The organism is Paenibacillus sp. sgz302115 (assembly GCF_056120445.1).
On record NZ_JBVYOK010000003.1, the window covers coordinates 426,355 to 449,072 of the forward strand.

Sequence of the window (22,718 nt, forward strand, 5' to 3'; positions counted from 1 at the left end):
TGAGCGCATGGGCATTATGGATTTTGAACTGCTGGATCAGCGGTACGGCATCACCCTCCATCCGCCGGAACCCGAAGCTATAGTCATTCCGATAGCAGAGCTGCTGCAGGCTTCGCGGATGGAAGAGTTTCTTAACCATTACCGCAGCCAGCTCCGGGCGGAGAACCGGAAGCCGGCTGCGGCTTTTACAGCCGGGTTCTTCGGCGATGTGGCGATGGCGCTGCAGTATGCCATATCTGTGCCCGGAAGCGCGCCGGATTTCTCGCTGGATAATCTGGAGCTGCAGATGACAACAGGGAACAAACGGCCTGAGATCACCTTCCGCCCGCTGCGCTGGCAGGAGCGAGAGGGACCTGATGGCGGGCTGCCCCGGCGGCAATGGCTGGCAGAGGTGCTGTCCGGTTTCTATGGCAGGCAGGCCAGGCCGCTTATGGAGAGCCTGTCTGCCGCAAGCGGTCTGCATATCAGCCAGCTCTGGGGCCAGTTGCCCACCCGGTTCTACCGGGATATACATGGGCTGCTGCAGGAGGAGCAAGAAGAGCGGACGAAGATCAGGATCACCGGCGATTACCGTTTTTTGCGTGAGGAGCTGGATGCGGCTGCGGTGTTTGGCCGTTCCAGAAATCCGTTTGCTGCGGTAATCCGCACCGTAGAGCCGCTGATCGACCCGAACCGGCTGACCGCAGTCAAGACCGCCTGCTGCCTGAATTATTTGACCGAGGATCACGGCTACTGCTATACCTGCCCTCGTCTGACCGAGGAGCAAAGAGCCACTCAGGCGGAGAACTATCGGGCGCGGCATTGACAACAAATTTGGAATTGACTATACTTTCAGTAATCTTATAGCTTACATACGTTGAACGAGCCAGTAGCAGCCTTTGTCCCTGTCACAGAAAGCCGGGGGGTGATGGAACCCGGTACACACAAGGATTGCGAATTACACTCTGGAGTATCTTGGGTAATGCCAAGCGGAATCAAGCGAACGTTAACTCGCTGTGAGTGGTGCGGATCTGGCCGTCAGGCTGTCCGCGCAATTTGGGTGGTAACACGGTTAATTATAGTCGTCCCTGTGTCTGATTAGACAAGGGGGCGATTTTTTTTGTGGCCTGGACCACCGGAAGCTGCAGGCGGCGCTGCTTGCTCAACGTGTATATGGATACGAAAATACTAACAAAGGGGCTGTACAGCTTGAACATTATTGATGAACTGGAATGGCGTGACGCGATTAACCAGCAGACGGATGCAGAAGGATTGCGCGAATTGACAAATACAAAGGCCGTGTCGCTCTACTGCGGCGTCGATCCTACCGGCGACAGCATGCATATTGGCCACCTGATTCCATTCATGGTGCTGAAACGCTTCCAGCTCGCCGGACACCGCCCGGTGATCCTGATCGGCGGAGCCACAGGCACAATCGGCGATCCGAGCGGCCGCCAGAGTGAACGTTCCCTGCAGACGATGGAGCAGGTGCAGGAGAATGTGGATGCGCTGACCGCGCAAATGAAGAAGCTGTTCGTGACCGAAGGCGACAACCAGGTGCGTATGGTTAACAACTACGACTGGACGCAGAAGATTAACGTCATTGAGTTCTTAAGAGATTACGGCAAAAACTTCAGCATCAACACGATGCTCGCCAAGGATGTTGTCTCCAGCCGTCTGGAGAGCGGAATTTCGTTCACTGAATTCTCCTACCAGATTCTGCAGTCCATCGACTACCTGCATTTGTACCAGCATGAGGATGTACAATTGCAGATCGGCGGCTCTGACCAATGGGGCAATATCACAAGCGGTCTGGACCTGATCCGTAAAAAAGAAGGCGGCGAAGCCAAGGTCTTCGGTCTGACCATCCCGCTGATGCTCAAAGCGGACGGTACCAAATTCGGCAAAACCGCCGGCGGCGCCGTCTGGCTCGATCCGAAGAAAACAACGCCGTACGAATTCTACCAGTTCTGGGCCAACACCGACGACCGCGATGTGGTGAAATACCTCAAGTACTTCACGTTCCTGACCAAGGAGGAAATCGAAGCGCTGGCGGAGAAGGTGGAGACCGAGCCGCATAAGCGCGAAGCGCAAAAAACGCTGGCGGAAGAAATGACCCGGTTCGTGCACAGCGAGGAGCTGCTGGAGCAGGCGAAGCGCATTACCGCAGCGCTGTTCAGCGGAGATATCCGTTCGCTGACTGCAGAGGAAATCGAGGAAGGCTTCAAGGAAATGCCGACCTACACAGCAGGCAAGGATTCGAAGAACATCGTGGACTGGCTGGTGGACTTAGGCATTGAGCCGTCCAAGCGCCAGGCGCGCGAGGACATCACCAAGGGAGCGATTTCGCTGAACGGCGAGCGCGTTACTGATGTCGCGGTGGAAGTGACTGCCGGGGATGCAATAGGCGGACGTTTCATCATCATCCGCAAGGGTAAGAAGAATTACAGCCTGGTCAAGCTGGACTAAGGCTGCAAGCGGACGATCCATAGCAAGTACAAGCCGTCAACCCCAGAGGGGTTGGCGGCTTGTTTTTGCTCACTGATATAGCACAAGCTCAAACGCAGTCCGGTTGGCACGGTTATCCAGCACCAGCTCACCGCCTTGACGCTGCATCATTTTCCTGGCGATGGCAAGTCCCAAGCCGGTTCCTCCGTCTCCTTGCCTAGAGGAATCTCCCCGCACAAAAGGCTCAAAGATTACCGCCTTCAATTCATCGGAAATGCCGACACCATTGTCTATGATGGCAATCCGCACCGAATCCCTCTTTTGCTCCAGCCGGATGGTGACCTCTGTGCCTTTGGGATTGTACCGCAGTGCATTCGACAGCAGATTGGAGAGGGCGCGGCGTATCAGGACAGCATCATGGGGGACCCGCACTTCGTCAGATGGAATATCTACATTCAATACGAACTGCTTATCCTCAAATTGTTCATAATAATCTGCCGTTGCTTCTCTAAGCAGCTCTGCAATATCTCCAGTCTCCATGTTTACGGGAAAATCTGGGCTATCCAGCTTGGACATTTGAAAAATATCATCAATGAGCGTGGTGACAAACTGGGATTTGCTGTATATGAGCTGCAAATACTTCTCCCTCTTGTCCTCATTGTCGGCAAATCCGAGCTGTAGCGCCTTAGCGTAGCCTTGAATGGTGGTGATGGGGGTCTTCAAATCATGGGAAAGGTCCACCAGCATCCGGTCCTTGCTCATCTGCAGTCTGTGGTTTTCGGCTTCTGTCCGCTGCAGCGATTCGGCCATGTCATTGAAATATTGCTGTACTTGTACAAATTCATCGCTTGCCTTGATGTTAAGCCGCTTTTGGAACCTGCCCTGCTGCATTTCCCGGATGCCTTCGGCAATCTGCCCCAGCGGTTTGGTGATTTTTCTGTAGGTCCACAGACTGTAGAACAAGACATTCAGGCCGAACAGGAGCAGCAGAGGCAGCAGCGAGTAGATAGTAACCGTAACGGTTCCTTGATCCACGTCAACAACCACTATCAGGAATCCTATAAAAACTGCGCCGAGTGTACATGTGAACAGGACATAGGATTTGACCAGCCTGGACAAAAGGGTGTTTGGCTTCAGCGGAATTCATCCTTTCTTGCGAACTTGTAGCCAAGGCCCCGTATGGTGCGGATAAATACCGGCTGTCTGGGGTTGTCCTCGATTTTCTCTCTGAGCCGCGACATATGAACCATAATGGTGTTGGCATCTTCAAAATAATCATCGTCCCAGACCTGCTCGAACAGCTGTCTTTTGGTCCAGACCCGGCCCGGAGCTCCCATTAAGGTTCGCAGCAGTTTATATTCAATGGCGGTCAGCGGGATTTCATTATCCTCCTTATACAGCATGCAATCCTGATGGTCCAGCTTCAACGGTCCGACGATGGTTGGCTCCACATGCTCCTTGGGCTCTTCGGCAGCGGGATCATTAAATTCATAGGTCCGTCTGAGCATGGCCTGCACACGAGCCACCACCTCCAGCGGATTAAAGGGCTTTGCGATGAAATCATCCGCACCAAGCTGAAGGCCGAGAATTTTGTCGCTGTCCTGATTTTTGGCGGAAATAAAAATAACCGGAATGGTGTATTCCGCACGCAGCTGCTTAAGCAGCCGGATACCGTCCATCTCGGGCATCATTATATCAATGACGGCCAGATCTATTTTCTGTTCACAAATATGCTTCCAGGCTTCAGCGCCGTTGCGCGCCTCGAGTACGTGCAGATTCTCCGTCTCCAGGAACATCCTCAGCAGCTCTACAATATCCGGATCATCATCCGCCAGCAAGACGGTTCTGCTCATTGTCGCTATACCCCTTCCAAGATAGCTTGCTTTTTCCCAGTGTAGCATCCTTATCCCTGTATCCAGCTATTGTAAGGTAAATTTAAGGTTGAGGGAAGATTGGAGACAGAAGCGGGCCTTATGCTGAATCTGTAGAACTTAAATATGATATGGAGGTTATATGGATGAGGAGAATATCCCAGAGGCTGCTTATTGTGCCGGTTATATTTACTTTGCTGCTTGGCTTTAGTGGGGGCGGGGCTGAAGCGGAGGCTGCACCTGCCGCTTTGACTGCCGGCCAGCTTGAACAAATTGTTGATCCGATTATGCAGGATGGGCTGGACAACCGGCATGTTCCGGGTACGGCGGTGGTTGTGACCCAGGGAGAGCGGATTATTTGGAGCAAGGGGTACGGCTACGCAAATGTGGAAGAAAAAATTCCGGTGGACCCTGCCCGGACGGTCATGCGTGTAGGCTCACTTACCAAAACGTTCACTGCCGCAGCCGCCATGCAATTGGCAGAGCAGGGGAAGCTGACGCTGCATGATGATGTTAATCAGTTTTTACGCACGTACAAGATTCCGGTCTTCAAGGATCAGCCCATTACACTGCACCAATTGCTGACGTATACTTCCGGGCTGGATGAAATTATTTACAGAATAAGTGCTTCTTCGCACGAAAAAGCGTTGTCCGCAGAACAGTTTCTGCGCGAATATGTAAGCGGGAAGACTCCGGTAAGGGAGCCGGGCCAGGAATATGAATACAGCAATGCGGGCGTAGGCCTCGCCGGCAATATCATTGAACAGGTTTCCGGTTCAGACCTGGGCGATTACATGAGCAAAAATTTGTTCACACCGCTGAACATGCCAAGTGCAAGCCTGACGCTTCCTGAGAGCGGTCCGAACGTGGCGAAATCCTACGTGTATTCCGGGGGAGCTTACCAAGCAGTTCCGTTCTCTTATGTTAATCTTCCGGGGGCAGGGGGGCTTAGTGTCATTCCCAATGAATTTGCCCATTTTATGATCGCAATGCTGAACCGGGGGGATTTCCAGGGTACGGCTATCCTTGCGCCCTCCAGCGTGGATGAGATGCAGCAGCGTCAATTTGCCGAATCCCCGGATGTGCCCGGAATGGGATATGGGCTCTTTAGGGGAAAGCTTGCCGATGGAAGCCTGACGTTGAGGCATACCGGAGACATTGAAGCCTTCAGCGCGAAAATGGAGCTGATTCCCTCGCAGAAGCTCGGTATTCTGATCGTCAGCAACGGAGCTGCGGAGGGCGTGAATATAAACGATAAAATCACGGATGCGATTACCGGACTTTTTACAGGAGCAACCACCGATGTGAAGCCACTCGCGCTTTCCTTGGAGCAGCTTCGGGAATATGAGCATACCTATTTATTTGCTGCTGCTCCGCAGCAGGGCTGGGGTAAATGGCTGTATTTCCTTGGCGGCAAGGAATTTAAGGTTACAGCGGCTGATGGCGGGCTGACCCTGAGCGGGGTATTCCCGGATGGAACAGGGGAAAAGCGGGAGAAGTTTTTTGTACCAGTTGCAGAGGATCTGTTCCAGGAAAAAGGCGGCACGCAGCAGCTATGGTTCGACCGGCAGCGGGATTTACGAATGACCTTCGTCCAGGAAACCACTATGGCAGAGACACCGGAATTCTTGCAGCGGCCTTCCACGCTTATTGCGCTGTACCTGGGCTGCGGATTATTAATTATTGTGCTGTCCCTGATCTGGCTGATCCGTTATGTTCTGCGCTTGTTCCGCAAGTCCAATAAGCCTGTATCCCTGCATATGGGAATAATTACATTATCACTGTCAGTTTTTCTGATTATTCAATTAAACTATGGAAATTCCGCAATCACCTTCGGGTATCCGGCATGGTTTGCCTGGGGAGTTTCTTCACTGCCATTCCTCTCTGTGATTGCTGCAGTACATTTGATCTGGCGGGATGGCGTTAAGGGCTTCCGGGAAAAGGGCGCTCCGCTCGCACGCTGCGCTGTCGCAGCCGGTTCCATTGCGTATACAGCGTTTTTGTTCTATTGGAATATGCTGTCCATCCATTTCTCATAGCTTGTGGAGTTAAGTATGTGGAAATGGATGAATAAGTGGAAAAAGGTAAACTAAACAGAGAAAAATGGCGATTTTTAGAGATTTAGGTGGAATTAGTACAATTAATCAGGCGAATAACGTTGGAATAATCAAAAATCGCCGAATTTAGATGGAGAAATTCCAGCATGCTCCCGAATTTGGTGTACCGCCACATTTTTAGGTGGAGAAATTCCAGTTTGGAGAGGGACAAGGTTGTTATTCCGGGCAAGCCAGGTAGTGGATTAGCTGCGCCACACATAGTAAAGCCCAATGAGGCGCAGCTGGCGGCTTTTATAGGACAGGGCAATGAACACGGATGATCAGGTGCGCTCGTCCGTTAGGTATGTTTTCACTGGTGGAGGGGAGTAGTTCAGAAATTGCCGGATCATGCCCTCGGGCGTGGTATCGGTGAGAACCATTGACCGGTGCTTCTCCGGCATGAACTGTTCTCTTGTTATCTGGTCAAGCAGGGCAATGAGCGGGTCGTAATAATGCTCGACATTTATGATCCCGCAAGGCTTCTGATGCAGCCCGAGCTGCGCCCACGTAAAGATCTCAAAGTACTCCTCCATCGTACCCGGACCCCCCGGCAAAGCGATGAAGCCCTCGGCGAGCTCTGACATTTTTAATTTGCGCTCGTGCATGGAGTCTACCATGATCAATTCCGTCAACTGCTTGTGTTCAATTTCCCGGCGTTTGAGAAAATGGGGCAGGACCCCGATCACGCTCCCGCCAGCCTCCAGAGCAGCGTCCGCCACCTCGCCCATCAAACCGACGGTCGCCCCGCCGTAGATCAGGGTGATGCCGCGTTCTGCCAGCGCTGTTCCCAGCTCCCGGGCGCTTTCCTTGTAGACGGGAGAAGCACCGTCACGCGATCCGCAGAATACAGCGATACTTTTCATGGTTGAACACTCTCCTTTGCTTAAGTAAGATCAACTCACCGGAAGCCTCTCCCGGAGCACACATCTTAACGGTAGCACATCACTGGGCGGATTGCACATCGGTAAATTTACCGGAGGGGCTGCCTTTTTCGGGTGTAATTCTGACTGATCAATTCAAAAGCCTGGATGTGGTAAAACGCCGGATCAAAGTTGTCGGACATCTTAGCCCCGAGTCGGATTGTATGAAAGCCGTTCTCCGCAATACGAGATCCATCCTGGCATGAATATATGCTGAGGCATGTTATAAGAGATCAGGTTTTTTCTTTGCAAAGGGGAACGAATTAATTGTAACAATTAAGGGGCTGTTGACGGCTATCAAAAGATGGCTGCCGGTGGCCCCTTTGCCAATACATTGATCTTCCCCAAATGCTATTCCCCGCAAGTACTATTCCCCAAACCGCTCTATAATCTCAATCAGCCGGATTTCAAATGGCTCCAAAACAGCTTGGATCGACAGTGAGCCGGACGCATGCACATACGATTTGCTCAGTTTAGGGATTGATATGCTGCGCAGATAATTCATTTCGTCGGCCGATTGGCTCATCGTTCCGCCGAGGCTGATTTCATTGTCAAATGCGCTTCCATGCTGCTGATTTACCAAGTGCTCTACCAATTCAAATGCGCCGGTTAACGGGGACAGTTCGAAATTGAACTCCTTGCGCGATTTTGCCGGGAAATGGGAGTAGCGCTCGTAATAGGAAATGCTGATGGAAACGCCCTTGGCGTAGACTTCATCATAATGATGATAATTGTGCAGCAGAAGCTGATAGCCGGTCCGCGATCTGGTAATGAAATATCCCTCACCGCTGGCAATCTGCTCATCACCAAGCTTGTTCAGGAAGGAAAAAGCGTGATACGACGGTTTTTTAATATTGTTATAGGTAAAGAGACCAAGTCCTCCGTGGAACAGCTGCTGCGGGAGCAGATTTTCCTCATGGAGATCGGTCAGCAGCCAATAGCCGAAGGCATCGAGGCGGTCATAGTTCTCGGTGAGATTTTTTATGATATAAGCTGATTTGAAGCAGGTATCACTCATCAGGTCTTTATGGGAGACTGTTGAATTCCATTCGGTCAGATACACCGGCAGTGAGTCGAACTGCGATTCATGCAGCCGCTGCTTCAGCCGGTCAATAAATTCAGAGAAGGAATGGGTTACCGGACTGAGATTCAGCTGGTTGTCTTGGCCGTTGTAGTTCCATAAGTCGATATCGTAGTAATGGATCGTGATGAAGTCGGGCGTACATCCTTGTTCCCTGCTGAAAGTCAGGAACTGGAACAGCCAGTCTTCATTTTTGTTATAGGTCGAAAAGGCGGCGGGCCCCCCGAAGGGTATGGCGGAATCAATCTGCTTCACGGTTGTATAAGTGTTCTGGTACAGATGGTTGAAAATTTCGTCATGGCTGAATCCAAACAATAAATTGGAGGAGCTGGGCTCATTCCATACGCAGAACAGCCAGCTTCTTACTTCGTCCAGACCGTAACGCTGTATCAGATGCAGGGTAAGCGCCCGGATCAGCTGATTCCATTTGTCCATGCTCTTCGGCGGGCTGGTATTAATTTGATTGTAAAAAACGGTCTTCTCCAAATTGCTGGCGAGCTTCTTTGGCATGAAAGAGAACTGGACCAGCGGCTTCAGCCGGATGGAGAGCAGAAAGTCAAATACCCTGTCAATAAATTGAAAATTATAGACGGGTTTGCCCTCAGCATCCTCGTTGTACACCATCATGTCATCATCCAGCAGGCTGTGCATTTTAATATATTTGAACCCGATCTCCGCCTGGGCAATCCGCAGCGCCTGCTGCACATCGGCCAGCAGCACCTCCTTGGCCCGGCTTACGCCAATAAAGTTCTTGAAATGATGGCCAAGCACTTTGCCGGAACTAGCAACCGGAACTTTTATCAAAGAAGTGCTGCTGCTCCCAACCCGCTGCGGCAGGTCAACGGGGGCGGCATCCAGATTGCTTTCGATGAATGCCGTAATATCCTCATAATAAGACAGAGGTTCGTCCTGGTAGTAATTCACGGATTTTTCCTTAGTCGCTTCGATACTTCCCAGAATTTCACCTGCATGCTTCTTTCTCCAGACACTGGGGAGTTCTCCATATTTCTCTGAGAAGGCCACAACAAACGACCGGACATTGGGAAAGCCGCTCTGCGCCGCTACCTTGTCAATCGTCAGCGATTCGTTCAGGAGATCATTAACCGCATGATGCAGCCGGATATCCTTCAAGTAGTCACTGAAGGACATTCCCATGCTTCGTTTGAAATATTTTGACAAATAGGGTACAGACAAATATTCGGTTTTGGCCAGATTTTGCAGTGAGATCGGGTCGCTGTATTTGCTGTTGACGTAATCAAGAATCCGGCTGAGCCGGTCCAGATTTTCCTGGGAGTAGCTGTGAACATCCTTGCCGTCAGTGCTGAAATTGGAAGATAGCTCGTAGATCAGCTCGTATACAAGTGAAACGTTTTTAAGATCGATATATTCGTTGGAATGGATATTATACTTCAGGATTTGGGCGACGATCCGTTTCAAATTATTGAATCTCTCCGTCTGGCCGGAACGGGCCGAGTTGCAGTCATAGTACATTTTCTGAATATCCATTGTGGCTTCCTTCAGCAGCTCCAATTTGATTTGCAGCGCGATCATGGTGGCATCCTCCGCATGCAGCTCATGCACCTGATTGGAATTAATCAGAATAATATCACCGGCCCGGAGCTCATAGCTCTGGTTGTTGACGGTAATCTGCACGCTCCCTTTGATATTGATAATGAGCTCAAGCGACTGATGCCAGTGGCGGTTGACCTGACCTATGCGGTGGAGGAAGAATTTAATAGGCAGCTGTTTGGGGAAACTAATGACTTCATGGCGGAATTCCATAAGAGCACTCCTTGCTGTAGGTGAATATTTAATATTTTGCGACGATTTATACGTATTTATTTAACCTGAATCTTTAAAATTTAATGAAGGTAGCGTTAATGCCCTAATTATAGGTTAAAAATCTGCTCTAATCTAGTTAACATGAACAGTTAAGATTGGTTGTGGCAAATGTTACGATATAGCAGTGGGAGGTAAGCGATATCATATGGCAAAAGGGATGTTGGATATGGACAAGCAAGTATTTCTGGAGACCCGGGATATAATTAAAAAATTTAATGATGTAACCGCTGTTAACCAGGTGAGCATGAATATCAGGCTCGGTGAAATTCGGGGACTCATCGGGGAGAACGGTTCGGGAAAATCAACCATCTCGGCAATGATGAGCGGCTTGCTGCCTGCTACAAGCGGAGAAATGCGGATTGCCGGTGCCCTCTATCGCCCCAAGAACACACTTGATGCCAGAGAGCATAAAATTTCAATGATTGTGCAGGAGACAGGCACCATTCCCGAGCTGTCGATTGCAGAGAATATGTTTCTTGGCGAGGAGAAGCGGTTTATCAAGCGTGGATTCGTTGATTACAAACAGATGAATCAGGAGGCAAAGCGTGCGCTGAAGCTGGTTGACCTGCCTGAAATGGATGTAACCAGACCCATGTATACGCTTGGATTTGAACAAAGGAAGCTGATTGAAATCGCCAGAGCCCTCTACTATGACCCTACATTATTCATTGTCGATGAGACAACAACCGCTTTATCGCATGAAGGCAGAGTTCTGATCCATCAAATCATGCGCAGGCTTAGAGACCAGAATAAGGCCGTATTGTTTATTTCCCACGATCTTCCCGAATTGATGGAAGTCTGCGATGTGCTCACGGTGATGCGGGACGGCAATCTGATTACAACGATTGAAAAGCAGGATTTTAATGAAAATCATATTAAACAATCTATGGTGGGCAGGGTCATTGAAGGGGATTATTACAGGACTGACTATGACGGTTCCCATGACGAGCAGGTGATGATTTCCGTTAGGAATGTCAGCGCTTCCGTTCTGCGGGACATTGATTTGGAGCTGCATCAAGGGGAGATTCTGGGGATAGGCGGACTATCGGGCAGCGGAATGCATGAGCTGGGCAAGTTAATGTATGGAGGACTAAAGCCTGAGCAGGGGGAGGTCATTGTCTATGAACACCATGAGGACAGTGCTGCCGCCACTCCGCGTAAACTGAACAGCATCAAGGCGGCAATGGCAAGCAGAATCGGTTATGTGTCCAAGGACAGGGATAAGGAAACGCTGATTATGGAAGCGTCCATCAAGGACAACCTGGTGCTGTCAGCGCTTGATCAACTGTCCCAATTCGGTCTGATTCTGCCCGGCAGAGAAAAAAGGTTCGCCGCGAAGCAGATGGAGGAATTGAAGATCAAAGCCAGCAGCATGAACCAGAAAGTCGGGGAATTGTCGGGCGGCAACAAGCAGAAGGTTTCCTTCGGAAAATGGATTGGAAACCACTCGAAAATTCTGATCCTGGACAGCCCTACCCGGGGGGTGGACGTAGGGGTGAAAACCACCATGTATCAGTTGCTCTACTCCTTGAAACGGGAGGGGTATTCTATACTGATGATTTCCGAGGAGCTGCCGGAGCTGATTGGCATGAGCGACCGGATTCTGATGATGAAGGACGGAAAAATCCGCAAGGAGTTCACCCGGTCGGAGAAGCTCAGTGAGGCTATGCTGATTGAGCATATGATTTAGAGTAAAGGCGGGAGACTTAATGGAACAGGGCAATACAGCTACAAAAGGAAGCCGCAGCAGCAAGGGGGAATTCCCGGGTATTGCCGGCTTTCTGAAAAAAAATAAAAACACCCTCATTCAATATGCAGGCCTGGTGCTTGTCATTGTGGTCTTTACCATACTGACCAGCGGGGATCTGCTGTCCAGCTTCAACCTACGGACGATTATCAAGCAGCTTGCCGTATTATTCACGATTTCGGTGGGCATGGTCTTTATATTCTCCCACGGCGGAATGGATATTTCGGTAGGCGCAGTCATGGCGCTGAGCTCCATGACAGCAGTGTATACGCTTAATGCCGGTGCGCCGCTTGCCGTCGGCATTCTGGCTGCCGTTGCTGTGTCCGTCATTTGTTATTTGCTGAATGTATTCATCGCCATACAGTTTGGACTAATGTCAGTCATATCCTCCCTTTCAATAATGTTTATTGCGAGAGGGCTGGTGACCTATAACGTATCTACGACTACCGATAAGCTTGGAGTCCTGGATGCGGAGCAGCTTAAGCTGCTGGGCAGAAGCATTCCGTTTATTCTGATTTTTCTTACGGCCGTTGGAATTATCGGAATTGTGCTGTTTCATTTCACGAAAATTGGCAAGTACAACCGGGCGGTTGGTGATAATCCCCTGGCCGCAATGCAAAGTGGAGTGCAGGTAAAGAAGACCAAGATTACCGGCTATGCATTGGCAGGCGTGCTGGTAGGCTTCGCTTCCATTTTATCCTTGTCCCGCTCCACGGTGATCAGCGAGAACACAGGCTCAGGCATGGAGATGGATGTCATTGTGGCCCTTATTCTGGGCGGGTTGTCTCTGAATGGCGGCAGCAATGCGAAGATGAGCTCGGCGATTGTCGGCAGCATTACTTACATTTTGCTTAACAACGGTTTGGTCATGGTGGGAGTGGCTACGGAGGTGGTCTCTTTAGTGAAGGGTATTGTGTTCTTACTGGTGGTGTTCCTGCTGCTAAAGCGGCCGTCTTCCGAAGTCATGCCGCGTTAATGCTTGGAAATTCATAGAAAAGAGGGATAGACAATGAGAAAAAGTAAACTGGCCGCTGTACTGTGTGCGCTTATGCTGTTGACCGGAATCATTCTCACCGGCTGCGGGAGCAAAGCCAATAATGCAGACGGCAATAAGAAGGATACGGTCAACATTGGGGTTATGCTATACAACTATACGGATATTCAGGGTCAGGAGATCAAATCCTACGGCTCCTATCTGGAAAATAATTTCAACGTGAAATTCAACTATGCCACTGTGGGTTCAAGCGAGGAGGATCATATCAAAGGTCTGGAGAATCTGCTTGCCTCAGGGGTGGATGGTGTCATCAGCGGTTATGACACTGCGCTTGATCAAAGTGTGAGCCTCGCGGAAGAAGCTGGTGTGTACTACGCGGTAATGCTTGGTGATGTGGATGGAAGTGTAACCAGCGACTATCTGGTGGGAGGAATCAAGCAATTCGGGGAGAATCCGGCAGATCTTGGTGCCCTGTATGCTGAGAAGGCCTACAGCGCGGGAGCCAGAAATATCGGCGTCACTTCGTTTCCCGAGTTTGCCTTCCGGGATGCGCCAGCAATTATTTCCGGCCTGACCGAGAAAATGAAGGAGCTGGATGTGAAGAAGGAGGTCACCATTTATCCAACGGAATACCATTCTTTTGCACCTGAGAATGCAAGTGATGCAGTAACCAAAATCATCTCCGAGCATCCGAAGGTAGATACCATCTTTGGTCTGGGTTCAGGCATGGACTTTGTCTATCCGGCTATTCTTAACAGCTCGAAGCCCGGAATCCGCTTGCTTGCACTTGGATACAACAACTCTACGAAGTCGGGGATTGAGAACGGCAACATCATGATGGCTGGAACGAATAATTACACTCAAATTATGGCGAACGCTTTTGCCCAGATATACGACCGGATTAACGGAAAATCTTATTCCGACTGGAAGCTTAACGGCAAGGTCAATTATGTCACACTTAGCTCTGCGGAGGAGGTTGACAATTTCAACAAGTACGTGATTCCGGGCGACAAATCAGAAGGTTCGGTTACGGCTGACGAATTAAAGAAAGTCATGAAGAGCTTTAACGAATCCGCTACCTGGGAATCGCTGCAGACCTTGACCAGCCGTACATTATCAGAGATTCAAGCAGCAAGAAGTGAATAGACCGGGGAATGGCCTTGCCTGCCCCAATGTAACGGAGTGAGCGCATGAAGAAGCTTATGTTTAAGGGAGCCTGGAGTTTGCTCAGAACGTTTCTGTTCCCTTTATTGGTATATTTAATTATTTTGCTGGTCACTTTCATCATGGACCGGTCGGGCTATGCAACATCGGGGGCATTTGACAGAATCATCAGAAGCAGTGTGCTTTCTACGATTATTGCCTATGCCATCGCCCTGCCCTTGTCGGGAGCACGCTGGGATTTCGCGCCGGGAATCATCATCATTCTGTCCGGTATCATTGGCAGCAATCTGGCGATTGATCTGAACGCAGGACCGGTGCTGCTGCTGCTGATGACGGTGGGAATTGCAGTTGTGCTCAGTCTGCTGGAAGGTGTTCTGTATCTTGCAATCCGGGTTCCGACCATCATTGTCTCACTTGGTGTGGTCATGGTATTTGAAGCGCTGTCGGGTGTCGTATACGGCGGGTCCGGGACGCAGCTGTATATGCATTCGGAACTGACGGTATTTGCCCGGTCACCGTGGATATATATCGTACTGGTGGTCGTTATGGTGCTGTTCTATCTCCTGCTCGGAAGAACCAAATTCGGCTATGATACCCGTTCGCTTGCAGCAAATCCCCGTCTGGCGGTCAATATGGGCGTGAAAGAGAAGAAAAATATCATGTTTACCTATTTGACCGTCGGCGTGCTGCTCGGGGTGGCTGCTGTTATTAATGCCTCCACAGTATTGGTGTCTCCTGCCAATAACCTGAGCTCTACCTCGCTGATGTTCTCTTCGATGGGACCGGTGCTGGTAGGACTGTATCTGGCGCGTTTCTCGAATATCCCGCTGGGTATTTTCGCCGGCGCCCTGGGAATGAATGCCTTGTCCTATGGCATGGTCGTTCTGGGGATCGACAGCTCTATGCAGACCGTCAACCTGGGCTTGTTCATCGTGGCTTTCATGGGATATACCTCCAATCAGGAGAAGATACGCGCATTTTTCAAGAAATTCGGAGCACGTACTGAAGCCTAAAGCTTGGGACGGCAACCGCAGTAAGGATAGGAGTGGGAGAAGTGGATTTAACCGGTTGAGAGAGAAGCCGTTTAGCTTGAATGAAGAGGATTTGAGATGGGTACAAGCCACCTTTGGACAAATGTCGATGCAGGAAAAGATCGGGCAGCTATTCTTCATGGTCGGTTATAAGCAGGATGAGCCTTTTCTGAAGCATATAGCCCAAGAAATCGGTATCGGAGGCTTGATGTGCCGGGCAATGGCCAAAGAAGAAGTGACTGCCGCTGTATCCACCCTGCAGAGCTCGGCGCGGATTCCGTTGCTGATTGCCGCCAATCTTGAGGCTGGTGGACAAGGGATTACGAGTGACGGCACCAAAATTGGCTCGAATATGGCTATTGCCGCAACCGAAAGCCGTGAGCTAGCCTATCAATTAGGCAAAATATGCGCCGTTGAAGGCGGCAGTGTAGGTGCTAATTATGCTTTTGCACCCGTAGTAGACATTGACTACAACTTCCGTAATCCGATCACCAATACCCGGACCTTCGGAAGCAGTCCCCAATTGGTTATGGAGCTGGGGGCCGCATATGTGAAGGGCTGTCAGGAGCAGGGAATGGCCGCTTCGGTCAAGCATTTTCCCGGCGACGGCGTAGATGAGAGGGATCAGCATCTTGTGACCTCGGTGAATTCCTTGACGCCCGAAGCGTGGGATGATACCTATGGCACTGTGTACCGCCATTTAATTCAAGAAGGTGCCAAGACGGTAATGGTGGGTCATATCGCTCTTCCCGAATATTCCAAGCGGCTGAATCCGTCCCTTTGTGATGAAGAGATACTGCCGGCATCGCTTGCAACAGAGCTGCTGAACGGACTGCTGCGGGAACGTCTCGGCTTCAACGGGCTGATTATAACTGACGCAACCACGATGGCGGGAATGAACATCTCCATGCCAAGAAATGAACTGGTTCCCCGTGCGATAGAGAACGGCTGTGATATGTTCCTGTTCACCAAAAACATGGAGGAAGATGTAAGGTTTATGAGAGAAGGCCTGGAAGCAGGCTTGCTGTCTTCCGGCAGACTGGATGAGGCAGTTCTGCGTATTCTCGGGCTTAAGGCTTCGCTCAAGCTGCATGAGCGGGAGAATGTTCCCGTGCTTGCGGGGTCCTCCGGGGTGCTGAGACATGAAAGCCATCTGGAGGTTGCCAGAGCCGTGGCAGATCAATCCATAACGCTTGTCAAAGAGGAGTCTGGCGTACTCCCGTTATCGCCAGGACGTTATCCGCGGGTGCTGCTCTACGATATCGAAAGTGAGGCTAACGCACTGGGCTATAGCAAGACAAATGGCTTGGCGGCAGCCTTCATCCCGCTGCTGGAGAATGAGGGCTTTAAGGTAACGCGCTTTGAGCCTTCGGGCGTATATGAAGGCTTGCAGAACTCGTATACGGAAATGAAAGAAAGCTATGATCTTATCATTTATTTGTGCAACCTGGCGACCAAGTCCAACCAGACGACTGTCCGGATCGAGTGGCTTAATCCTATGGGGCTTAATGTTCCGAATTATATACACTCCATTCCGACGGTGTTTATTTCTACAGAGAATCCGTATCATCTCCTCGATGTTCCGCGGGTTAAGACCTATATTAATACCTATGGAGTCAACGATTATACGCTGCCACTGCTGCTTGAGAAATTGACGGGAGCATCGCAGTTCAAAGGCAAGAGCCCGATTGATCCGTTTTGCGGCAAATGGGATACAAGATTATAGAAAGGGGCATACCCCGTGATTCATCAAACCATCCGGCTGCTGGACAACTCAGCGGCCACACTCACTACTTATATCCAGAACGATGGGGAATTCGACCGGAAAAATATATTGCGTCCGGCTGTTGTGATCTGCCCTGGCGGCGGTTATACTGTCATTTCGCAAAACGAAGGAGAACCTGTGGCGCTAGCTTACGCCAGAATGGGATACCATGCCTTTGTCCTGACCTATTCGGTAAAAATCGACAACCCGTTTCCTGCGGCCCTGCTTGAATTGGCCCATGCGATGAAGGTCATCCGGGAACATGCGGAAGAATGGCTTGTGGACAAGGACAATATTTCAGTAGTCGGCTTCTCTGCAGGCGGCAATCTTGCGCTTAGCCTCGGGATTTATTATAATCAGCCCCTGCTTACAGGGAACACGGGGTTAGACTCAGAGCAGATCAAGCCCAATCAGCTGGTGCTTGGCTATCCTGCAGTTACACTTGAACCGCGTTCAGAGAAAACTCCCGATTTTGTGATTGAACTGATGGAGAAAGGGCTAATGCCCGACATGAGAGGGCCGAACATCCGTGAAATCCTGATGGGCAAAGAGAATTTAACGGATGAGGAGAAGGATTCGTTAAATTTACTGCATAAAATTCATTCAGAACTGCCCCGTACCTTCATATGGGGCAGCTATGAAGATTCGGTGATCCTGCCGACTGATTTACTCGGTCTGGCAGAGGCGTTGTTCCGCAATAAGGTGCCTTGTGAGCTGCATATGTTCGAGAAGGGGGCACATGGCATGTCCCTTGCCGATGAAACGGTCAAACAGCCGGAGCAGATACAGCATTTACATCTCTCCGAGTGGCTGAACCTGAGTGTGAAATGGCTGCGGCAGGGGGAGGTATCATCTTGAGTACCTTTCCCCAAGCGGTCATCTTCGATCTGGACGGCGTTCTTACCGACACGGCGGAGTTCCATTACCTGGCGTGGAAGCAGCTTGGCGTAGAGCTCGGAATCGAAGTGGACAAGGAACTGAATGAGCAGCTGAAGGGAGTCAGCCGTCTGCAATCGCTGGAAAAGATTCTTCAGGCGGCGCCCGTTCCTCAGGTGCTGACTCCAGAGGAAATGGAACTCCTGGCCGCTAAGAAAAATAAGCATTATACCGCTTTGATCGCTTCCATCACGCCAAGCGATATTCTGCCCGGCATAGATAGATTGCTCAAGGAGCTGCGGGCAGCAGGCATAAAGCTGGCGGTCGGTTCGGCAAGCCGGAACGCCCCGTTCGTGCTGGAGCGTCTGGGGCTGAACACCGCATTTGATTATGTGGTCGATGCCGCCCGCATCAAGCACGGCAAGCCGGACCCGGAGACATTCACGAATGCCGCAGATTACCTGAAGGTCCCCTATGAGTTCTGCATTGGGGTAGAGGACGCTGCCGCTGGTGTTGAGGCGATCAAGCAGGCGGGTATGTTCGCTGTTGGCGTTGGTTCGGCAGCCGCACTCCGGCTGGCAGATTATCTTGTGCCGGCTACTGAACATCTCAGTGCGGAGAATATCTTGGCTGCCTATAGCCGTTGGAAGGATAAAGCTTAACCCGCACTCAATAAATACATTTGTGCCGGATAGGTTTGACTACCGGGCGGCAAAAAACCAACCTTTGATGCAAAGGTTGGTTTTTTTACGTGCATCCCGAAATCATCTAAAAAAACCACGGAACAATCTTTAATTTGGTGTATGACGCGCTTTTGTGATTATGCTACGATTTTGGTTGAGAAAGGGGGCGGCTTCTTCCATATATGTAAGCGCTTAACTAGGCTAACCTAAATTCATACAGAGGAGTGCAGCAAATGAGTAAAATGATCAAACAGGTCTTTTCGGTCTTACTCGCGGCGGCCCTGCTTATTCCGGCAGGCTGGAACGCTCCGGTTGCGAAAGCTGCAACACAGAAACAGGAAGAAACAAAAACGGTTTATCACGAAACCTTTGCGAATGGCGCAGGCAAGGCTGTTCAATCGGGAAGCGCCAGCCTGACCGCTGTCACCGGCAAAATTTTTGACGGAAATACCGACGGGGCAGCATTATACGTGAGCAAAAGAGTGAACAACTGGGACGCGGCTGATTTCAGCTTCAGCGACCTCGGCCTCGCCAATGGGAAAACCTACACAGTAACCGCAATCGTGTATGTTGACGCAGATGTGAATCTGCCAAGCGGTGCGAATGCGGCACTTCAAACCGTAAACAGCTATGGAAATTACGCTGAAGCGAATTATGTACCCGGCAAAGCCGTTACCTTATCTAAAGAATTTACTGTAGATTCGAGTAAGGATACGGCTCTGCGCATTAACTCCAACGATGCTGGAGCCACTGTACCGTTCTACCTCGGAGACCTCCTCATCACCGAGAAGACCGCTGCGGGCGGCGGAGAGGAGCCGGTAAGAGATCCGGCTTTGCCTTTTACCACGATTACCTTTGAAGATCAGTCTGCAGGCGGTTTTGAAGGTAGAGCAGGGACTGAAAAGCTGACGGTGACAAATGAACAGAATCATACAAAGGACGGTTCTTATGCCCTCAAGGTAGAGGGCCGTTCAGCGACTTGGCATGGACCGTCATTGCGTGTGGAGAAGTATGTAGACAAGGGCAGCGAATATATCATTTCGGCCTGGGTCAAGCTGATTGATCCTGCAAGCGCGCAGCTCCAGCTCTCTACGCAGATTGGCAGTGGAAGCAGCGCGAATTATGTTGCTCTATCGCCCAAAACAATCAGCACCAGCGATGGTTGGGTCAAGTATGAGGGCAGCTACCGTTATAACAGTGTAGGCGGCGAGTTTTTAGCGATTTACATCGAAAGCTCAAACAACGCAGCAGCCTCCTTCTATATCGACGATATCAGCTTTGAAAAAACAAGCTCCACCCCCGTTGTCATTCAGAAGGACCTGATTCCCTTAAAAGATACGTACAAAAATGACTTTTTGATCGGCAATGCGATATCCGCCGAGGATCTGGAAGGCGTTCGGCTGGAGCTGCTGAAAATGCATCATAATGTCGCCACCGCAGGCAACGCCATGAAACCGGATGCGCTGCAGAAGGAGAAGGGCAAATTTACCTTTAGCTCGGCAGATGCAATGGTTGACAAGGTGCTGGCTGCAGGGATGAAGATGCATGGGCATGTGCTGGTATGGCATCAGCAGTCTCCAGAGTGGATGAATGTGGCAAAGGACGCAGAGGGCAAAGACATTCCGTTGGGACGGGATGAAGCTCTTGTAAATCTGAAGACCCATATCAAGACCGTCATGGAGCATTTCGGCGGCAAAGTGATTTCCTGGGATGTTGTCAATGAAGCGATGAGCGATAACCCGCCTAATCCGGCTAATTGGGAAGATTCGCTGCGGAAGTCCCCTTGGTATAATGCCATCGGCCCGGATTACCTTGAGCAGGCTTATCTGGCGGCAAGAGCAGTACTTGACGAGCACCCGGAGTGGAATGTCAAGCTGTATTACAACGATTACAACGAAGATAACCAGAACAAGGCTCAGGCCATCTATAACATGGTCAAAGCCATCAATGACAAGTATGCGCTTACACACCCTGGAAAGCTTCTTATTGATGGTGTTGGCATGCAGGCACACTACAATATCAATACAAACCCTGAGAACGTTAGGTTATCCCTGGAGAAGTTCATTTCCTTAGGCGTAGAAGTGAGCATTACCGAGCTTGATATTATGGCTGGAAGCGGCTATCAGCTCCCCGACAAGCTCGCGAATGCCCAGAGTTATATGTACGCGCAGTTGATGGAGCTATACAAGGCTCATGCTGCTAATATTGCCCGGGTTACCTTCTGGGGCCTGGATGACGGTACGAGCTGGAGAGCGGAATCCAATCCGCTGTTGTTCGATAAGAACCTGCAGGCGAAATCCGCTTATTATGCTGTCTCCGATCCGGTAAAATATATTAAGGAGCATCCGCCTGTTGTGACAGATGCTAATCAATCGACGGCGGTTTACGGCACACCTGTAGTGGACGGGACTGTTGACGCAGTGTGGAGCAAGGCCCCTGAGCTACCGGTTAACCGGTTCCAGATGGCTTGGCAAGGGGCGAGCGGAGTGGCGAAAACCCTCTGGAATGATCAAAATCTGTATGTTCTGATCCAGGTTAGCGACGCTCAGCTCGATAAAAGCAACAAAAACGCATGGGAACAGGATTCCGTTGAAATCTTCCTGGATGAAAACAACGGAAAAACCACATTCTATCAAGCGGATGACGGGCAGTTCAGAATCAATTTTGCCAATGAAGCTACCTTCAGTCCAGCCAGTCTTTCCACTGGATTCCAATCGGCAACCAAGGTTTCCGGGACGAACTACACGGTTGAAGTGAAGATTCCGTTCAAACAAATAACAGCAGGCAACGACAAAAAAATCGGATTTGACGTTCAGATCAACGACGCCAAAGACGGCGCCCGGCAAAGCGTTGCCGCATGGAATGACACAACCGGCAATGGCTATCAGGATACATCCGTCTACGGTGTGCTTACCCTTACGGGCAAATCTGCACAACCCAACGATAGCGGAAATAACACTAACAATAGTGGCAGTGCCACACCAAGTCCGCAGACAGGCATCGTTGAGAGCAAGGACGGCGTTGTTACGATCAAGCTGAATTTGAAGTCTGACAAAGGACAGGCGAAGGGAACAGTTTCGGGCGATGATCTGAAAAAAGCGTTGGAGCAAGCCGCTCCGGCAGCAAACGGCAAGAAACAGATTATCATCGAAGTGCCGAAGCAGGCAGACGCTGCATCGTACGAAGTAGCGCTGCCAATGCAAAGCCTGAAAGGTCAACAGAGTTTTGTTCTATCCCTGAAGACCGAGCAAGCGGTACTCCAGATTCCAAGCAATATGCTGTCTAACGTGACAGACAATTCGGAACCTGCGTCTATCCGTATAGCCCGGGCCTCGACAGAAGGTCTGGACGCGGCAGCGAGCGTACAGATTGGCAGCCGTCCGGCAATAGAGCTGAAGATACTCGCCGGCGGGCAGGCTATTGCATGGAACAATCCGAATGCGCCAGTAACAGTATCCATTCCTTACACACAGGGAGCAAGTGAGCTTGGCAATCCGGAATCGCTTGTGATTTGGCAGCTTGCGGGCAACAGCAAACCGGCTCCGATCCTGAACAGCCGGTATGATGCGGCAACCGGAGCGCTTGTTTTTCAGACTACAGGGGTTGGCACCTATGCAGTAGCATATGCGCCGTTAGCCTTCGAAGACCTGGCGAATGTCGCTTGGGCCAAGCAAGCTATTGCGGCTATGGCTGCCCGCGATATCGTTCAGGGAACCGCAATGAACAGCTTCTCGCCTGCTGCCCCTATGAGGAGAGCGGACTTCGTCGCGCCGCTTGTGCGAACCCTTGGGCTGAAAGGCACAGGCCAGGAGAACACAGCAGCATTCAGCGACGTTCAGAAAGACGTGTATTATAGCGCTGAGCTGGCTATCGCGAAGCAGCTAGGCATTGTCACCGGCTATGGGGACAATACGTTCCAGCCAGACAGCCCGATCTCCCGCCAGGAAATGATGGTGATCGCTTCGCGCGCACTGGCCGCAGCTGGCAAAGTAGCAGGCGGCAGCGGAACTTTGGCTGATTATTCGGATGCGGACCGCATTTCGGGTTATGCCAAAGACAGCTTGGCAGCTCTGGTGAAATACGGAATCGTGAGCGGCAAGAACGGCAAGCTGGCCCCGAACGATACGCTTACCCGTGCTGAAGCGGCAGTTATTCTATATCGTATTTGGAAAAACGATTTTCGGAACTAACGGTTGACACCGTTTTCAGCTTGTGATAAAT

15 protein-coding genes and 1 other annotated feature are annotated in these 22,718 nt (G+C 50.7%); of the genes, 11 read left to right on the forward strand and 4 right to left on the reverse strand.

Features of this window, described 5'->3' with window-relative positions:
- Positions 1-7 precede the first annotated feature (7 nt).
- Entirely contained in the window at positions 8-805 is a 798-nt protein-coding gene (locus tag AC0LWN_RS10070) for a (2Fe-2S)-binding protein (RefSeq protein ID WP_474664794.1), read from the forward strand.
- Positions 806-847: 42 nt separating this feature from the next.
- Positions 848-1,072, forward strand: a binding site (T-box leader).
- 116 nt (positions 1,073-1,188) lie between these two features.
- Complete coding sequence (gene tyrS / locus AC0LWN_RS10075) at positions 1,189-2,448, forward strand: tyrosine--tRNA ligase (RefSeq protein ID WP_474664796.1); 1,260 nt, start codon at positions 1,189-1,191, stop codon at positions 2,446-2,448.
- 69 nt (positions 2,449-2,517) lie between these two features.
- On the opposite strand, the gene AC0LWN_RS10080 is transcribed toward tyrS, so the two are convergent.
- Positions 2,518-3,474 (reverse strand): HAMP domain-containing sensor histidine kinase, encoded by a 957-nt coding sequence (locus tag AC0LWN_RS10080; RefSeq protein ID WP_474664798.1) that lies wholly within the window; start codon positions 3,472-3,474, stop codon positions 2,518-2,520.
- A gap of 86 nt (positions 3,475-3,560) precedes the next feature.
- A complete protein-coding gene (locus tag AC0LWN_RS10085) occupies positions 3,561-4,280 on the reverse strand; it encodes a response regulator transcription factor (protein WP_474664800.1) in 720 nt (239 codons plus the stop codon).
- 164 nt (positions 4,281-4,444) lie between these two features.
- Here AC0LWN_RS10085 and AC0LWN_RS10090 point away from each other — a divergent pair, with 164 nt between their 5' ends.
- Positions 4,445-6,337 (forward strand): serine hydrolase domain-containing protein, encoded by a 1,893-nt coding sequence (locus AC0LWN_RS10090; protein ID WP_474664802.1) that lies wholly within the window; start codon positions 4,445-4,447, stop codon positions 6,335-6,337.
- A 338-nt stretch (positions 6,338-6,675) separates the two neighbouring features.
- Here the strand turns inward: AC0LWN_RS10090 and AC0LWN_RS10095 are convergent, their stop codons facing one another.
- Entirely contained in the window at positions 6,676-7,257 is a 582-nt protein-coding gene (locus tag AC0LWN_RS10095) for an LOG family protein (RefSeq protein ID WP_474664804.1), read from the reverse strand.
- Positions 7,258-7,681: 424 nt separating this feature from the next.
- The gene (locus AC0LWN_RS10100; RefSeq protein WP_474664806.1) at positions 7,682-10,177 is read right to left on the reverse strand and encodes a GH39 family glycosyl hydrolase; all 2,496 of its coding nucleotides are present in this window, start codon (positions 10,175-10,177) and stop codon (positions 7,682-7,684) included.
- A gap of 205 nt (positions 10,178-10,382) precedes the next feature.
- Between AC0LWN_RS10100 and AC0LWN_RS10105 the strand changes: the two genes are divergently transcribed.
- From AC0LWN_RS10105 to AC0LWN_RS10140, 8 genes are all read left to right on the forward strand, one after another.
- Positions 10,383-11,927 (forward strand): sugar ABC transporter ATP-binding protein, encoded by a 1,545-nt coding sequence (locus AC0LWN_RS10105; protein WP_474664808.1) that lies wholly within the window; start codon positions 10,383-10,385, stop codon positions 11,925-11,927.
- A 19-nt stretch (positions 11,928-11,946) separates the two neighbouring features.
- The gene (locus AC0LWN_RS10110; RefSeq protein ID WP_474664810.1) at positions 11,947-12,960 is read left to right on the forward strand and encodes an ABC transporter permease; all 1,014 of its coding nucleotides are present in this window, start codon (positions 11,947-11,949) and stop codon (positions 12,958-12,960) included.
- A gap of 33 nt (positions 12,961-12,993) precedes the next feature.
- On the forward strand, positions 12,994-14,124 hold the full coding sequence (locus AC0LWN_RS10115) for a sugar ABC transporter substrate-binding protein (protein ID WP_474664813.1): 1,131 nt from the start codon (positions 12,994-12,996) through the stop codon (positions 14,122-14,124).
- A gap of 44 nt (positions 14,125-14,168) precedes the next feature.
- Positions 14,169-15,155, forward strand: coding sequence for an ABC transporter permease (locus tag AC0LWN_RS10120; RefSeq protein ID WP_474664815.1), 987 nt, complete (start codon positions 14,169-14,171; stop codon positions 15,153-15,155).
- A gap of 76 nt (positions 15,156-15,231) precedes the next feature.
- The gene (locus tag AC0LWN_RS10125) at positions 15,232-16,899 is read left to right on the forward strand and encodes a glycoside hydrolase family 3 protein (protein WP_474664817.1); all 1,668 of its coding nucleotides are present in this window, start codon (positions 15,232-15,234) and stop codon (positions 16,897-16,899) included.
- Positions 16,900-16,914: 15 nt separating this feature from the next.
- Positions 16,915-17,796 carry an alpha/beta hydrolase gene (locus AC0LWN_RS10130; RefSeq protein WP_474664819.1) on the forward strand — a complete coding sequence of 294 codons (882 nt, stop codon included), beginning with the start codon at positions 16,915-16,917 and terminating at the stop codon, positions 17,794-17,796.
- A complete protein-coding gene (pgmB, locus tag AC0LWN_RS10135; protein WP_474665008.1) occupies positions 17,790-18,476 on the forward strand; it encodes a beta-phosphoglucomutase in 687 nt (228 codons plus the stop codon). Before AC0LWN_RS10130 ends, pgmB begins: the two co-directional genes overlap by 7 nt.
- 254 nt (positions 18,477-18,730) lie before the next feature.
- Positions 18,731-22,687 (forward strand): glycoside hydrolase family 10 protein, encoded by a 3,957-nt coding sequence (locus tag AC0LWN_RS10140; RefSeq protein WP_474664821.1) that lies wholly within the window; start codon positions 18,731-18,733, stop codon positions 22,685-22,687.
- Positions 22,688-22,718: the final 31 nt, after the last annotated feature.

Excerpts from the sequence above, each read along its gene's own strand:
- AC0LWN_RS10070 (WP_474664794.1), top strand. The coding sequence starts at position 8 with ATGGGCATTATGGATTTTGAACTGCTGGATCAGCGGTACGGCATCACC.
- AC0LWN_RS10085 (WP_474664800.1), bottom strand. The coding sequence starts at position 4,280 with ATGAGCAGAACCGTCTTGCTGGCGGATGATGATCCGGATATTGTAGAG.
- AC0LWN_RS10090 (WP_474664802.1), top strand. The coding sequence starts at position 4,445 with ATGAGGAGAATATCCCAGAGGCTGCTTATTGTGCCGGTTATATTTACT.
- AC0LWN_RS10095 (WP_474664804.1), bottom strand. The coding sequence starts at position 7,257 with ATGAAAAGTATCGCTGTATTCTGCGGATCGCGTGACGGTGCTTCTCCC.
- AC0LWN_RS10100 (WP_474664806.1), bottom strand. The coding sequence starts at position 10,177 with ATGGAATTCCGCCATGAAGTCATTAGTTTCCCCAAACAGCTGCCTATT.
- AC0LWN_RS10105 (WP_474664808.1), top strand. The coding sequence starts at position 10,383 with ATGGCAAAAGGGATGTTGGATATGGACAAGCAAGTATTTCTGGAGACC.
- AC0LWN_RS10110 (WP_474664810.1), top strand. The coding sequence starts at position 11,947 with ATGGAACAGGGCAATACAGCTACAAAAGGAAGCCGCAGCAGCAAGGGG.
- AC0LWN_RS10115 (WP_474664813.1), top strand. The coding sequence starts at position 12,994 with ATGAGAAAAAGTAAACTGGCCGCTGTACTGTGTGCGCTTATGCTGTTG.
- AC0LWN_RS10120 (WP_474664815.1), top strand. The coding sequence starts at position 14,169 with ATGAAGAAGCTTATGTTTAAGGGAGCCTGGAGTTTGCTCAGAACGTTT.
- AC0LWN_RS10140 (WP_474664821.1), top strand. The coding sequence starts at position 18,731 with ATGAGTAAAATGATCAAACAGGTCTTTTCGGTCTTACTCGCGGCGGCC.